The 14,384-nt window shown below is 71.0% G+C and carries 12 protein-coding genes; all 12 read right to left on the bottom strand.

Translation table 11 applies throughout. The features are described from left to right. Positions 1-211: 211 nt before the first annotated feature. A complete protein-coding gene (locus ASD33_RS14820) occupies positions 212-1,003 on the bottom strand; it encodes a TIGR03936 family radical SAM-associated protein (protein ID WP_056558952.1) in 792 nt (263 codons plus the stop codon). Between the two features lie 230 nt (positions 1,004-1,233). After that, complete coding sequence (locus tag ASD33_RS14815; RefSeq protein ID WP_056558949.1) at positions 1,234-1,896, bottom strand: hypothetical protein; 663 nt, start codon at positions 1,894-1,896, stop codon at positions 1,234-1,236. Positions 1,897-1,960: 64 nt separating this feature from the next. Beyond that, entirely contained in the window at positions 1,961-3,889 is a 1,929-nt protein-coding gene (locus ASD33_RS14810; protein ID WP_056558947.1) for a TIGR03960 family B12-binding radical SAM protein, read from the bottom strand. Positions 3,890-3,941: 52 nt separating this feature from the next. Continuing rightward, positions 3,942-5,456, bottom strand: coding sequence for a CYTH and CHAD domain-containing protein (locus ASD33_RS14805; RefSeq protein WP_056558945.1), 1,515 nt, complete (start codon positions 5,454-5,456; stop codon positions 3,942-3,944). Between the two features lie 19 nt (positions 5,457-5,475). Further along, entirely contained in the window at positions 5,476-6,675 is a 1,200-nt protein-coding gene (rodA, locus tag ASD33_RS14800) for a rod shape-determining protein RodA (protein ID WP_056558942.1), read from the bottom strand. A gap of 5 nt (positions 6,676-6,680) precedes the next feature. Next, on the bottom strand, positions 6,681-8,903 hold the full coding sequence (gene mrdA / locus ASD33_RS14795; RefSeq protein ID WP_056558939.1) for a penicillin-binding protein 2: 2,223 nt from the start codon (positions 8,901-8,903) through the stop codon (positions 6,681-6,683). 19 nt (positions 8,904-8,922) lie between these two features. Then, positions 8,923-9,591, bottom strand: a complete 669-nt coding sequence (gene mreD / locus ASD33_RS14790) for a rod shape-determining protein MreD (protein ID WP_056558937.1) — start codon at positions 9,589-9,591, stop codon at positions 8,923-8,925. After that, positions 9,588-10,586, bottom strand: coding sequence for a rod shape-determining protein MreC (gene mreC, locus ASD33_RS14785; protein WP_056558934.1), 999 nt, complete (start codon positions 10,584-10,586; stop codon positions 9,588-9,590). The genes mreD and mreC overlap by 4 nt, the downstream gene beginning before the upstream one ends. A 137-nt stretch (positions 10,587-10,723) precedes the next feature. After that, entirely contained in the window at positions 10,724-11,743 is a 1,020-nt protein-coding gene (locus ASD33_RS14780; protein WP_056558932.1) for a rod shape-determining protein, read from the bottom strand. A 210-nt stretch (positions 11,744-11,953) separates the two neighbouring features. Continuing rightward, positions 11,954-12,367, bottom strand: coding sequence for a nucleoside-diphosphate kinase (ndk, locus tag ASD33_RS14775; protein ID WP_056558929.1), 414 nt, complete (start codon positions 12,365-12,367; stop codon positions 11,954-11,956). Positions 12,368-12,433: 66 nt separating this feature from the next. Then, on the bottom strand, positions 12,434-12,790 hold the full coding sequence (locus tag ASD33_RS14770; RefSeq protein ID WP_056558926.1) for a DUF4233 domain-containing protein: 357 nt from the start codon (positions 12,788-12,790) through the stop codon (positions 12,434-12,436). 4 nt (positions 12,791-12,794) lie between these two features. Then, entirely contained in the window at positions 12,795-14,294 is a 1,500-nt protein-coding gene (locus ASD33_RS14765; RefSeq protein WP_056558923.1) for a folylpolyglutamate synthase/dihydrofolate synthase family protein, read from the bottom strand. Between the last annotated feature and the right edge of the window lie 90 nt (positions 14,295-14,384).

Below are 14,384 nucleotides of genomic sequence, written 5' to 3'. Positions count from 1 at the left end.
CCGGGCGCCGCGTCTGGTTCCGGTCCGGCGGCACGGTCGCGCCTGGGGCGCGGTGCCGCCGTCCGGGGCGCGGGCGCCGCACGGGAGCTCTATGTCTGGCTCGCCGGTTCCGTACGCCCTGTGCGGACGGCCTGGCGAAAGTCTCCTGGTCAGTGCGCGGCCCGACCCAGGTGGCTCCCGAGTACGAGGGCTGCGCTACAACGACCGCTCCTTACGCGGTGCCGGCACCCGGCGCCGTCGCAGAGGCGGTCTCGGCGGCAGTGGTAGATGCGGCCGTGACTGCCTCGCGGTCGGGCGCGAGCGGGTCGGTCACCGTGCCGGACTCCTCGTCGAAGAGCCCCTGCGCCAGCCTGGTCACCGCAGCGGGGACCGGCGGCGCCAGGTCGGCCACAGCTCGGAGACCGGACAGGACGTCGTCGGGTCGCACGGCAGGTGTCACGTGCCGAACAACCAGCCGCAGTATCGCACAGGCGCTGTCCAGCGGCCTATCACCCTGGGGATCGCCCTGGGGACCTGTCGCCGTCAGCTCGGTGACCGCGGAACGCGCGTCGAAGGTGCGGACGCCGTTCTTGGTCTTGCGCTGTACTTCCACGGTCTCGGCCGCGAGAAACGCCTCGACGGCCTTCTCGGCCTCGTCGACGGTGACGCCTTCGAGGCGCAGCTCCCACACGGAGGCGGTGAGCCGGTCGGCGAGACCCGAGGTCCGGGCCTCGACGGCGTCGGTGATGTCGAGGCCGGCCGGGAGGGACTCGTCGAGCAGGGCCCGCAGGGTCTCCGGGTCGCGCGTCGCGGTGAGCGCGATCTCCAGGTACTCGGCCTCGGAGCCCGTGCCCGTCGGGGCGGCGTTGGCGTACGACACCTTGGGGTGCGGGGTGAAGCCGGCCGAGTACGCCATGGGCACCTCGGCACGGCGCAGCGCACGCTCGAAAGCGCGCTGGAAGTCACGGTGGCTGGTGAACCGGAGGCGGCCGCGCTTGGTGTAGCGCAGTCGGATGCGCTGCACCGCCGGTGCGGGCGGCGGGCCTTCGGGCTGTCGCTTGCCCAGTGGTTCTTCTCCTCGGTGCGGGGCGGCGCGGGTGCGCGCCGTCCACGAGATGTACGGGTTGCCCCGGGGGTCCCGCCCGGTTCACCCCCGCTTCCGCGGGGAGATCTCGGGGGCGGGCGCCGCGCCGGGGACGTTCGTTGTACTACCCAGAGTACGCGCCCGAGCCACCTCGGGTTCCCCGGGCCGGGTCAGCGGCTTCCGCCGAAGAGGGCGACGCGCACCTCGCGGGCGGCGGCGCGGACGGCCCGCGCGGCGGCGGCGACGGGCGCCCACACCCAGGTGCGGAGCCAGTGGCCGACGGGCGTGAGGACCACCCGGTACGTCCAGGCGAGCGGACGCCCGATCACGTTCCACAGCACCCAGCCGACGGCGCGTCCGACGGCCCGGGAGATCACCCCGGCGATGTGCCAGGCCCAGGCGAGGGCGGCGCCGACGGCCCGGCCGACGGGCGCGAGCACGTACCGCCAGAGCCAGGTCAGCGGGGTGACGAGCAGCAGGTCGACGACCCACCAGACGCCCTTCGCGACCGGAAGGAGGACCCAGCGCCAGAGCCATCCGAGGGGGGTCAGGAGCACGGTGTCGACCAGCCACCACAGCGCCCGGCCGACGGGGACGAGCACCCACTCCCAGAGCCACCGCAGCGGGGTGACGAGCAGCACGTCGATGAGCCATCCGAGGGCCCGGCCGACCGGGGCGAGGACCCAGCGCCACAGCTGCCGCAGACAGAACGCCAGGGCGTCCCAGACCAGCCGGACCGGCAGGACCACCACGAGGGCGATCCCCCGCGCCACCCCGGTGAGGCAGCCACCGGGCTCGTTGGGCGGCTGTGACCTGGCGTTCTCCGTGTTCATGCCCGCAATGACGCAACGGCCCGGCGAAGGGTTTCCCCTTCGCCGGGCCGTCATCCAAGCGTTACTACTTGACCACGGTCAGCGGCAGCAGCTTCTTGCCGGTGGGGCCGATCTGGATGTGGGTGTCCATCTGCGGGCAGACGCCGCAGTCGAAGCACGGAGTCCAGCGGCAGTCCTCGACCTCGGTCTCGTCGAGGGAGTCCTGCCAGTCCTCCCAGAGCCAGTCCTTGTCGAGGCCGGAGTCCAGGTGGTCCCAGGGCAGGACCTCCTCGTAGGTGCGCTCGCGGGTCGTGTACCAGGCGACGTCGACGCCGAAGTCGGGCAGCGTCTTCTCGGCGCAGGCCATCCAGCGGTCGTACGAGAAGTGCTCGCGCCAGCCGTCGAAGCGGCCGCCGTCCTCGTAGACCGCGCGGATGACGGCGCCGATGCGGCGGTCGCCGCGGGAGAGCAGGCCCTCGACGATGCCGGGCTTGCCGTCGTGGTAGCGGAAGCCGATCGAGCGGCCGTACTTCTTGTCGCCGCGGATCTTGTCGCGGAGCTTGCGCAGCCGCTCGTCCGTCTCCTCGGCCGACAGCTGCGGGGCCCACTGGAACGGGGTGTGCGGCTTGGGCACGAAGCCGCCGATGGAGACGGTGCAGCGGATGTCGTTCTGGCCGGAGACCTTGCGGCCCTCGGCGATCACGTTCATCGCCATGTCGGCGATCTGCAGGACGTCCTCGTCGGTCTCCGTCGGCAGGCCGCACATGAAGTACAGCTTCACCTGGCGCCAGCCGTTGCCGTACGCGGTGGAGACGGTCCGGATGAGGTCCTCCTCCGAGACCATCTTGTTGATGACCTTGCGCATGCGCTCGGAGCCGCCCTCGGGGGCGAAGGTGAGGCCGGAGCGGCGGCCGTTCCTGGTCAGCTCGTTGGCCAGGTCGACGTTGAACGCGTCGACACGGGTGGACGGGAGGGAGAGACCCACCTTGTCCTCCGTGTAGCGGTCCGCGAGGCCCTTCGCGATCTCACCGATCTCGGAGTGGTCCGCCGAGGAGAGCGAGAGGAGGCCGACCTCCTCGAAGCCCGTCGCCTTGAGGCCCTTCTCGACCATCTCGCCGATGCCGGTGATGCTTCGCTCCCGCACGGGGCGCGTGATCATGCCGGCCTGGCAGAAACGGCAGCCGCGGGTGCAGCCGCGGAAGATCTCGACGGACATGCGCTCGTGGACGGTCTCCGCGAGCGGCACGAGGGGCTGCTTGGGGTAGGGCCACTCGTCGAGGTCCATGACGGTGTGCTTGGAGACGCGCCACGGGACACCGGACCTGTTGGGCACGACACGGCCGATGCGGCCGTCCGGCAGGTACTCGACGTCGTAGAAGCGCGGGATGTACACCGAGCCGGTCCTCGCGAGGCGGAAGAGGACCTCCTCGCGGCCGCCCGGCCGGCCCTCGGCCTTCCAGGCGCGGATGATCTCGGTCATGTCGAGGACGGCCTGCTCGCCGTCGCCGATGATCGCCGCGTCGATGAAGTCCGCGATCGGCTCGGGGTTGAAGGCGGCGTGGCCGCCGGCGAGCACGATCGGGTGGTCGACGGTCCGGTCCTTCGACTCCAGCGGGATGCCCGCCAGGTCGAGGGCGGTGAGCATGTTCGTGTAGCCGAGCTCGGTGGAGAAGCTCAGGCCGAACACGTCGAACGCGCCGACGGGGCGGTGGCTGTCGACCGTGAACTGCGGGACCTTGTGCTCCCGCATCAGCTCTTCGAGGTCCGGCCAGACGCTGTAGGTGCGCTCGGCGAGGACGCCCTCGCGCTCGTTGAGCACCTCGTAGAGGATCATGACGCCCTGGTTGGGCAGACCGACCTCGTACGCGTCCGGGTACATCAGCGCCCAGCGGACATCGGCGGACTCCCACGGCTTGACCGTGGAGTTCAGCTCTCCACCGACGTACTGAATCGGCTTCTGCACGTGCGGGAGCAGAGCTTCGAGCTGCGGGAAGACAGACTCGGCAGCAGACATCTCGAACCTTCGTGAGCTGGCAGGGGGGCGACTCTCAAGCGTACCCCGGTGCTCAGCGGCTCAGAGCCGCCTTGAGTTCCGGGGCGGAGGCGCGGGCCCAGACCCGGGGCAGCTCCCGCTCGGCCGCCTCCGCCGCGGCCTCCTCCCTGCCGTAGAGGAGTCCCCAGGTGAAGGCCGTCTCGCCGGCGCCGTGGGCCTGGGCGGCCACTTCGCGCAGGGCCGTGCGGGCGACCACGGCGTCCTGGTGTTCGCCGAGCAGGGACTGGACGGCCTTCACCCGTTTCGCGAGCCGCTTCGCGGGCTTTTTGAGGGTGGGGCGGGCGGCGTCGGCCGCGTACCGGGCGCGCTTGGCGGCCTTGCGGGCCTCGTGGAGGGCGAGGTCGCGCTCGTGGCCGGGGTCGAGGGCGAGGGCGTGGCCGATCCGGCCGGCGAGCCGGTCGTGGTCCCGGCGGACGGCGCGGGCGAGGACCTTCCGGGCGTCGCGGCCCGCCGCCTTGCGCAGCGGCGGGTCGGCGAGGAGCGCGTCGAGGCCTTCGAGGAGCGCGAGGTGGCGGTCGGAGTCGAGGGCGGCGAGGGCCCGCTGCCGGGCGTCCGCGCCGCGGGCGGCGTCCCTGCGGCGCAGCCTGGCCTTCACCGGGCCGAGGACGAGGGTGCGGGGCAGGGCCTTCACGTGGGCGCGGAGCCGTTCGTCGAGGACTTCCTGGTCGCGGGCGACTCCGAGTTCCGCGGCGAGCCACTTCAGTTCCTCGCCGAGGGGGTCGGTGCGTTCGCGGTCGAGGACGCGCCGGTACGTCCTGAAGGCGCTGCGCAGCCGTCGGCAGGCGACGCGCAGCTGGTGCACGGCATCGGGCAGGTCGCGGCGGACGGCGGGGTCGTACGCGACGATCGCGTCGATCTGTTCGCGGACGTACGCGAGGACGGCGGCGCCCGCGGTACCGGGTTTCCCGGGGGTGGCGGCCGCCCGGGGACCGCCGCCCGTCTCGGCCAGCGCCCTGGCCAGTTTCGACGCGGACGCGGCGGGCCGGATGCCGGCCTTCCCGAGGCGCTTCTCGACGGCGTCCAGGAAGGCCGGGTCGGTGTCGTCGGCGAGTTCGACCTCGATCTCGGTCCAGGTGGCCACCGCGCCGCCCGGCAGCCGTTCGGCGTGGACGGTGTCGACGGAGAGTTCGGCGAGGAGCGTGCCGTCCGCGTCGACGAGGTGGCGGACGTCGCGGGCGGAGCGGAGGCGGACGACGGGGACGACCTCGGCGTCGCGGACGCGGGAACGCAGGAGCCCCGCCAGCTCACCCGGCAGGGTGTCGGCCAGCGGGGCCCTGATCTCGTCGCGGATTCCGGAGGCCACCGGGAACTTCAGGTGCCATCCGGCGTCGTCCCCGCCGGTGCGGCGGCGGAGGGTGAGCGCGTCGGCGGCGAGGCGCAGGCCGGGGGTGTCGTAGTAGACGGCGTCGAGTTCCATGACGCCCCGGTCCAGGACCTCGGAGACCCCCCGGACCCGGGTGAGGTCCGGTACGGGTGTCTCTCCGGTGGCTTCGTACTTCCGCTCGATCTCGCGCTTCGTCTCGGCCATACCTCGAATCTAGTCGCCGTCAGGCCGTCATCGGGCGTTGTACGCGGATCGACTGGAGCAGTCCGATCGCCACCCATACGGCGAACATCGAGGAGCCGCCGTAGGAGACGAAGGGCAGCGGCAGGCCGGCGACCGGCATGATGCCGAGCGTCATGCCGATGTTCTCGAAGGCCTGGAAGGAGAACCAGGCGATGATGCCGGCGGCGACGACCGTGCCGTACAGCTCGGTGGTGCCGCGGGCGATCCGGCAGGCCCGCCAGAGCACGACGCCGAGGAGGACGAGGATCAGGCCGGCGCCGACGAAGCCCAGCTCCTCCCCCGCCACCGTGAAGACGAAGTCGGTCTGCTGCTCGGGCACGAACTGGCCGGTGGTCTGGGAGCCCTTGAAGAGCCCGGAGCCGAGGAGGCCGCCGGAGCCGATGGCGATGCGCGCCTGGTTGGTGTTGTAGCCGACGCCGGACGGGTCGAGGTCGGGGTTGGCGAAGGCCGCGAAGCGGTTGATCTGGTACTCGTCGAGCATGCCGAGCGTGGTGACGAGGACGGCGCCGAGGACGCCCGCGCCGATCAGGCCGAGGACCCAGCGGTTGGAGGCGCCGGAGGCGAGCAGCACGCCGAGCACGATGACGGCCATGACCATGACCGAGCCGAGGTCGGGCATCAGCATGACGATGCCCATGGGGAGCGCGGCCAGGGTGAGGGCCTTGGCGACGGTGCGGTGGTCGGGGTGGAGCTGGTCTCCGGCGTCGACCTTCGCGGCGAGCAGCATCGCCATCACGAGGATGATCGTGATCTTGACGAACTCGCTGGGCTGGAGGGAGAAGCCGCCGCCGACGACGATCCACGCGTGGGCGCCGTTGATGGTGGCGCCGAGCGGGGTGAGGACGGCGAGGATCAGCACGATCGAGAGGCCGTAGAGGACCGGGACGGCGCCGCGCAGGGTGCGGTGGCCGAGCCAGATCGTGCCGATCATCAGGGCGACGCCGATGCCGGTGTTGAGCAGGTGCCGGAAGAGGAAGTAGTACGGGTCGCCGTTGTTCAGCTCGGTGCGGCCGCGGGTCGCGGACCAGACGAGCAGGGCGCCGATGCCGGAGAGCGCGAGCGCGGACAGCAGGATCGGCCAGTCGAGGCGGCGGACCACCGAGTCGCGGGCGGCCAGCTTGGCGAGCGTGCCGCGCTCGGGGGCGTACCGCGAGACGGAGAAGCCGTGGGGTGCGGTCATCGGTCTCAGTCCCTCCGCCAGGTGGCGGGCGGTCCCGCGAGTGTCTGGTCGTCGTCCGGCTTCTTCGCCGGGGTGGTGGCGTCCTGCTTCGGGGGCGCGTTCGGGTCGATCTTCTGGAGTTCGGGGTCGTAGGGACCGACCTTCGGGGCGTCGATGGAGCCGTCGGCCTCGATCTTCGGGAGGGTCCGCTGCGGCTGCGGCAGCAGGGCCCGCTTGAGGTCCTGGTTGCCGGCGTCGTCGAGTCCGTAGAGCGCGTCGTAGATGTTGCGCACGGCGGGGCCGGAGGCGCCGGAGCCCGTACCACCCTGGGCGATCGTCATCACGATCGAGTAGTCCTTGGTGTACGTGGCGAACCAGGAGGTCGTCTGCTTGCCGTAGACCTCGGCGGTACCCGTCTTGGCGTGCATCGGGATCTTGTCCTGCGGCCAGCCGCCGAATCGCCAGGCGGCCGTACCCCGGGTCGCGACTCCCGCGAGGGCCTCCTCTATCAAGGCCTGCGTCTTGGCGTCCATGGGGAGCCTGCCGTGCGACTTGGGCGCGATCTCGGTGACCTTCTTGCCGTCGGGGCTGATGACGGCCTTGCCGACGGTCGGGTTCCAGAGGGTGCCGCCGTTGGCGATGGCGGCGTAGATGGTGGCCATCTGGATGGGGGTGACGAGGGTGTCGCCCTGGCCGATGGAGTAGTTGACGGAGTCACCGGCGCGCATGAGGTTGCCTTCGAGGCAGTTCTCGTACGAGAGCTGCTCGACGTAGGTGCCGCCGCGCTTGCCGACCTTGCACCAGTAGTCCTTGTTCGCCGCCCAGAAGTCCTGCTTCCACTTCCGGTCGGGGACGCGGCCGGTGACCTCGTTGGGGAGGTCGATGCCGGTCTCGGCGCCGAGGCCGAACTGGTGGGCCGTCCTGTAGAACCAGTCCTTGGCGTCCTTCTTCGGCTTCATGCCGCCGTCCTTCTGCCACTGCTGGTGGGAGAGGGCGTAGTAGACGGTGTCGCAGGAGACTTCGAGGGCCTGGCCGAGGGTGATGGAGCCGTGGCCCTGGGACTCGAAGTTCTTGAAGACCTGGTTGCCGATGGAGTACGAGGAGGGGCACGGGTAGCGCCCGTTGAACTCGTATCCGGCGTTGACGGCGGCGGTGGTCGGGATGACCTTGAAGATCGAGCCGGGGGCGGCCTGGCCCTGGATGGCCCGGTTGAGGAGCGGGAAGTTGGAGTCCTTGCCGGTGAGGGCCGCGTAGTCCTTGGCCGAGATCCCGCCGACCCAGGCGTTCGGGTCGTAGTCGGGCAGCGAGGCCATGGCGACGATCCGGCCGGTCTTCGTCTCCATGACGACGACGGCGCCCGCGTCGGCCTTGTAGTTCTCGCTGGTGTTCTTGTCGTAGGTCTTGCGGGCCTCCAGCATCGCGTTGTTCAGCTCCCACTCGGCGACCGCCTGCACGCGGGCGTCGATGGAGGTGACGACGTTGGAGCCGGGGACGGCGGGGTCGCTCTTGGCCTGGCCGATGACCCGGCCGAGGTTGTCGACCTCGTAGCGGGTGACGCCGGCCTTGCCGCGCAGTTGCTTGTCGTACGTCCGCTCCAGGCCGGAGCGGCCGACCTGGTCGGAGCGGAGGAACGGCGAGTCGGTGTCCTTGGCCTTCTCGATCTCCTGGTCGGTGACCGGCGAGAGGTAGCCGAGGACCTGGGAGGTGCGGGACTTGCCGGGGGCCGGGTAGCGGCGTACGGCGGTGGGTTCGGCGGTGATGCCGGGGAAGTCCTCGGCGCGCTCCCGGATCTGGAGGGCCTGCTGGGTGGTGGCCTCGTCGGTGACCGGGATCGGCTGGTAGGGCGAACCGTTCCAGCAGGGCTTGGGGGTCTTGGAGTCGCAGAGCCGGATCTTGTTGATGACGTCGTCGGGCTTCATGTCGAGGACGTCGGCGAGCCGGGTCAGGACGGACTTCCCGCGGTCCTTCATCTTCATCAGCTCGGTGCGGGACGCGGAGACCACGAGCCGGGTCTCGTTGTCGGCGAGCGGGACGCCGCGGGCGTCGAGGACGGAGCCGCGCACGGCGGGCTGTACGACCTGCTGGACGTGGTTGTTCTTCGCCTCGTCGGTGTACTCCTTGCCGTTGCGGATCTGGAGGTACCAGAGCCGGCCCCCCAGGGTCAGCAGCAGCGAGAAGACGAGGATCTGGATGACGACGAGCCGGATCTGGACCCGGGGGGTCCGCCCTGTCTCGGGAATGTTGCTCATACTGCCGGTGCCCCCTCGGTCACAGTCGCTTGACTCCCTTGATGCGTCCGGCCCGTGAGGCGCGGCTCCGGGCGGCCTTGACGCGCAGGCCGCCGCGCTGGGTGCCGATCCTCAGGCCGGTGCCGGAGGAGAGCCAGCCCGAGGCGACGTCGGCGCCGTTGCCGCCGCCGGCGTCGGCGAGCGGGTCGTTCTCCGCGCGGCGGGCGAGCGCCATGATGAGCGGCACCGTGAAGGGCGCGAGGAGCAGGTCGTAGACGGCGGCGGTGAACAGCAGGAACCCGAGGCCGACATGGCGGGCGGCGGTGTCGCCGACGAGGGCGCCGACGCCCGCGTAGAGCAGGGTGGAGCCGACGGCCGCCGCGACGACGACGGCCATCGGGCCGGCGGCGGAGGTCAGCCGGCCGTTCTCGGGCCGGGCGAGGCCGACGAGGTAGCCGACGACGCAGAGCACGAGGGCGTAGCGGCCGGCGGCGTGGTCGGCGGGCGGGGCCAGGTCGGCGAGGAGGCCGGCGGTGAAGCCGATGAGCGAACCGCTGACGGGTCCGTACACGAGGGCGAGGCCGACCACGGTGAGCAGGACCAGGTCGGGGACCGCGCCGGGGAGTTGGAGGCGGGCGAGGACGGAGACCTGGACGACCAGGGCCACCACGATCAGGGTGGCGGAGAGGAGGATCCGGTTGAACTTCACGGTGTCGCGTCCCCCTGGTCCTGCGGTGCCTGCTGGTTCTGGTTCGGCTTCTGTCCCTGCGCGGTGCCGTCGGCGGCCTGCTGTCCGTCCGGTGGCGGCGGGGTGACCGTGACGGTGACGGTCGGCGCGGGCTTCGGCTTCTGCGGCAGGACCGCGTCGCGCGGGTCGGACTGCGGGGCCTGGACGACGACGCCGACGATGTCGAGCTTGGTGAAGCCGACGTACGGGCGGACGTAGATGTTGCGGGTGAGGCCGCCGCCCGCGGGGTCGACGCGGACGACCTCGCCGACGGGCACGCCGGGCACGAAGGGCTTGTCGGCGCGCGAGCCGAAGGTGACGAGCCGGTCGCCGGGCTTCACCTTGGCCTTGCCGTTGAGGAGCTGGACGAGCAGCGGGCGGTCGCCCTGGCCGGTGGCGAAGCCGAGTTCGTCGGACTTCTCCATGCGGGTGCCGACGGTGAAGTCGGGGTCGTTGGCGAGGAGGACCGTGGAGGTGGAGGGGCCGACGGTGGTGACCCGGCCGACGAGTCCGGAGCCGTTGAGGACGGTCATGTCGCGCTGGATGCCGTCGCGGGCACCGATGTCGATGGTGACGGTCCAGGAGAAGCCCTGGGCCGCTCCTATGGCGATGACCTGCGCGCCCTTGATGCCGTACTGGCCGGCGCCGGCGGTCTTGAGCATGGTGTCGAGCTCGCGGAGCCGGTTGCGGTTGCGGTCGTCGCTGCCGAGCTTCGCCTTGAGTTCGGCGTTCTCCTTCTCCAGGGCGGCGATGCGGGTGTGCCGCTCGCCGGAGTCCCGGACGGCCCCTATGGCGTTGCCGATGGGGTCGACGGCGGCCGCCACACCGTTCTCGACGGGCCCGAAGACCGCCGCTGCGGCCTGCCGGGCACCGTCGACGGGTGACTCCTGTCCGCCGCGGATGTCCACCGTGATCAGTGCGAACGCGATGACGATCAGCAGCACCAGGAGCAGCCGGCTCTCTCGTGTGTCCCTCACGTGCGGCGGCCGTGCCTTTCCTCGTGGTTCGGTTGTTCGGTTGTTCGGCTGTGCGGGTGAAGCGGGTGTTCCGGTGGAGCTGTGGTGCGGTGGAGCGACCGTACAGCTGAGGCGGCCGTACGGGTGAGACCCCGGTGCTAGCGGCGCGGCTGGGCGTCCAGGACCTGCTGGAGGGCCTCGAACTCCTCGACGCACTTGCCGGCGCCGAGCGCCACCGAGTCCAGCGGGTCCTCGGCGATGTGGATCGGCATGCCGGTCTCGCGGCGGAGGCGCTCGTCGAGGCCGCGCAGCAGGGCGCCGCCACCGGTGAGAACGATGCCGCGGTCCATGACGTCACCGGACAGCTCCGGCGGGCACTTGTCGAGGGTGGTCTTCACCGCGTCGACGATCGCGTTGACCGGCTCCTCGATGGCCTTGCGGACCTCGGCGGCGGAGATGACCACGGTCTTGGGCAGACCGGAGACGAGGTCGCGGCCGCGGATCTCGGTGTGTTCGTCCTTGTCGAGCTCGTACGCCGAACCGATGGTGATCTTGATCTGTTCGGCGGTGCGCTCACCGAGGAGGAGCGAGTACTCCTTCTTGATGTGCTGGATGATCGCGTTGTCCAGCTCGTCGCCGGCGACCCGGATCGACTGTGCCGTGACGATTCCGCCGAGGGAGATCACGGCGACCTCGGTGGTGCCGCCGCCGATGTCCACGACCATGTTGCCGGTGGCCTCGTGGACCGGGAGGCCCGAGCCGATGGCCGCCGCCATGGGCTCCTCGATGATGTGCACCTGGCGGGCGCCGGCCTGCGTGGAGGCCTCGATGACGGCGCGGCGCTCGACTCCGGTGATGCCGGAGGGCACGCAGACGACGACGCGGGGGCGGGCCAGGTAGCGGCGCTTGTGGATCTTGAGGATGAAGTAGCGGAGCATCCGCTCGGTGATCTCGAAGTCGGCGATCACGCCGTCCTTGAGCGGGCGCACGGCGACGATGTTGCCGGGGGTCCGGCCGATCATCTTCTTCGCCTCGGCGCCGACCGCGAGGATGCCACCGGTGTTGGTGTTGATCGCGACGACGGACGGCTCGTTCAGGACGATGCCTCGACCCCTGACGTACACCAGCGTGTTGGCGGTCCCGAGGTCGACAGCCATGTCACGGCCGATGAACGACATTGAGTTCCCCTTGTTTCCCATGGCTGAGAGTGGTGCGGCGTGGAGTTTTCCATCGTAGTGCCGCCCGCACGGATACCGCGCGGTGGTCCGCCTCTGTACAGGTGACGGTAGGACGCGGCGATCCGTTCCCGGGTTCGGCGTTCATATGCCTGGGGGCGACCGAAATTCCTTCGGTCGCCCCACAGGGTGCTGCGTTCGGCTGACTCCGTGTCAGACGAGACCCGGGAAGAAGATCTTCAGCTCGCGGGCCGCGGACTCCTCGGAGTCGGAGGCGTGGATCAGGTTCTCGCGGACGATGGTGCCGAAGTCGCCGCGGATCGAGCCCGGGGCGGCGGCGATCGGGTCGGTCGGGCCGGCCAGCTGGCGGACGCCCTCGATGACGCGCTCCCCCTCGACGACGAGCGCGACGACGGGACCGGAGGACATGAAGCCCATCAGCGGCTCGTAGAAGGGCTTGCCCTTGTGCTCGCCGTAGTGCTGCTCCAGGGTCTCCTGGTCCAGCTCGCGCAGCTCCAGGGCCGCCAGGGTCCAGCCGGCCTTGCGCTCGATACGGCCGATGATCTCGCCGACCAGGCCGCGGCGGACGGCGTCGGGCTTGAGCAGGACGAGCGTGCGCTGGCTCACGGGGAAACTCCTTCGGAAATGCGGTGTGCGGGACCTCCGAGGCTACAGGCCCCGCACGCCCCTCGATTACGCAGCGTCAGGCCCTGCCGAGGCCTGCGCCGCGGCCCAGCGGGCCTTGATGTCGTCGATCCGGCGCCCGTAGTGGACGGAGGCCCACCAGAGGCCGGCGAAGACCGCGCCGAGGAAGAACATCGTCGGTACGAAGAAGCCGCTGGCGATCAGGCCGATCTGGAGGGCCCAGCCGAGCTGCACACCGCCGGGGCGGGTGATCATCCCGCACAGCAGCACCGAAAGGACCATGGCGATCCCGCAGACCCACCAGACGGTGGACAGGGCGAGGCTGTCGTCCTTCATGGCCACGAGTCCGGCGAAGCCGATGACGAAGAACTCGCCGATGAGCGTCGAGGAACAGAGCGTACGCATCGGATCAGCCCCTCCGCAGCAGCAGCCGGGCGTCGCCGACCGTGAAGATCGAACCGGTCACCAGGACGCCCGCGCCGCCGTATTCGGCCTCTTCCTCCGCGAGGGTGATGGCCGCCTCGATGGCGTCGGGCAGCCGCGGCTCGACGACGACCCGGTCCTCGCCGAAGACCTCGACGGCGACGGCGGCCAGCGCGTCCACGTCGGTGGCACGGGGGTTGGAGTTCGCCGTGATCACGACCTCCGCGAAGAGCGGCTCGAAGGCCTCCAGGAGGCCCCTGGCGTCTTTGTCGCCACTTGTGGAGACCACGCCGATGAGCCGCGAGAAGCCGAAGGCCTCGCTGATGCCCTCCGCCGTCGCCCGCGCGCCGTGCGGGTTGTGCGCGGCGTCCAGGACGACCGTCGGCGAGGAGCGGACGATCTCCAGGCGGCCGGGCGAGGCCACCCGCGCGAAGGCCTGACGGACCGTGTCCAGGTCCAGGGTGCGGGCGTGCTCGGCGCCGATCCCGAAGAAGGCCTCGACGGCCGCGAGCGCCACCGCCGCGTTGTGCGCCTGGTAGGCGCCGTGCAGCGGCAGGAAGACGTTGTCGTACTCGCCGCCCAGGCCCCGCAGGGTGAGGAGCTGTCCGCCGACCGCGACCTCGCGGGAGACGATGCCGAACTCCATGCCCTCACGGGCGACCGTGGCGTCGGCCTCGACGGCCTTCTTCAGCAGGACCTGCGCCGCGTCCACCGGCTGCTGGGCCATGATCACGGTCGCGCCCTGCTTGATGATCCCGGACTTCTCGCCGGCGATCTCGCCGGTCGTCCCGCCGAGCCGGTCGGTGTGGTCCAGGTCGATCGGGGTGATGACGGCGACGGAGGCGTCGATGACGTTCGTCGCGTCCCAGGTGCCGCCCATGCCGACCTCGACGACGGCCGCGTCGACCGGGGCGTCGGCGAAGGCCGCGTAGGCCATTCCGGTGAGGACCTCGAAGAAGGAGAGCCGGAACTCCTCGCGGGCGTCGACCATCTCCACGTACGGCTTGATGTCCTGGTACGTCTCGACGAACCGCTCGGCGGAGATCGGGGCGCCGTCCAGGCTGATCCGCTCGGTGATGGTCTGCACGTGCGGCGAGGTGTACCGCCCGGTGCGCAGCTCGAAGGCGCCGAGCAGGGCCTCGATCATGCGGGCCGTCGACGTCTTGCCGTTGGTGCCGGTGATGTGGATCGAGGGGTACGCGCGCTGCGGCTCGCCGAGGACGTCCATCAGGGCCGCGATGCGGGTGACCGAGGGCTCCAGCTTGGTCTCGCCCCAGCGGGTGGACAGCTCGGTCTCGACCTCGCGCAGCGCCTTGTCCAGCTCCGGGTCCTCCGGACGGCCGGGCACGGGGTCGCCCTGCGGGGCGCCGCCCTGCGTGCGCAGGGTGCGGCTGCCGGCCTCGATCACCGCCAGGTCGGGGTCGCGGTTCGTCTCGTTGTCGACGATGTCGTCGAACTGGTCATTCGGGTCGCTCGGCTCGCTCACGGGGCCAGTCTACGGAGCGGTACCGACAGGACCATGGACCCACCCCTTTCGGGACCTTCGGTCCGCCGTCCGCCGTACCGACCGGGCAAA

The organism is Streptomyces sp. Root1304 (assembly GCF_001426405.1).
Lineage (GTDB): Bacteria > Actinomycetota > Actinomycetes > Streptomycetales > Streptomycetaceae > Streptomyces.
The sequence above is the reverse complement of the archived record's forward strand: the minus strand, read 5'-3'. Positions and strand labels throughout refer to the sequence as shown.

Coding starts and splice junctions, on each gene's coding strand:
- ASD33_RS14815 (WP_056558949.1), bottom strand. CDS start 1,896: ATGAACACGGAGAACGCCAGGTCACAGCCGCCCAACGAGCCCGGTGGC.
- ASD33_RS14810 (WP_056558947.1), bottom strand. CDS start 3,889: ATGTCTGCTGCCGAGTCTGTCTTCCCGCAGCTCGAAGCTCTGCTCCCG.
- ASD33_RS14805 (WP_056558945.1), bottom strand. CDS start 5,456: ATGGCCGAGACGAAGCGCGAGATCGAGCGGAAGTACGAAGCCACCGGA.
- rodA (WP_056558942.1), bottom strand. CDS start 6,675: ATGACCGCACCCCACGGCTTCTCCGTCTCGCGGTACGCCCCCGAGCGC.
- mrdA (WP_056558939.1), bottom strand. CDS start 8,903: ATGAGCAACATTCCCGAGACAGGGCGGACCCCCCGGGTCCAGATCCGG.
- ASD33_RS14780 (WP_056558932.1), bottom strand. CDS start 11,743: ATGTCGTTCATCGGCCGTGACATGGCTGTCGACCTCGGGACCGCCAAC.
- ASD33_RS14770 (WP_056558926.1), bottom strand. CDS start 12,790: ATGCGTACGCTCTGTTCCTCGACGCTCATCGGCGAGTTCTTCGTCATC.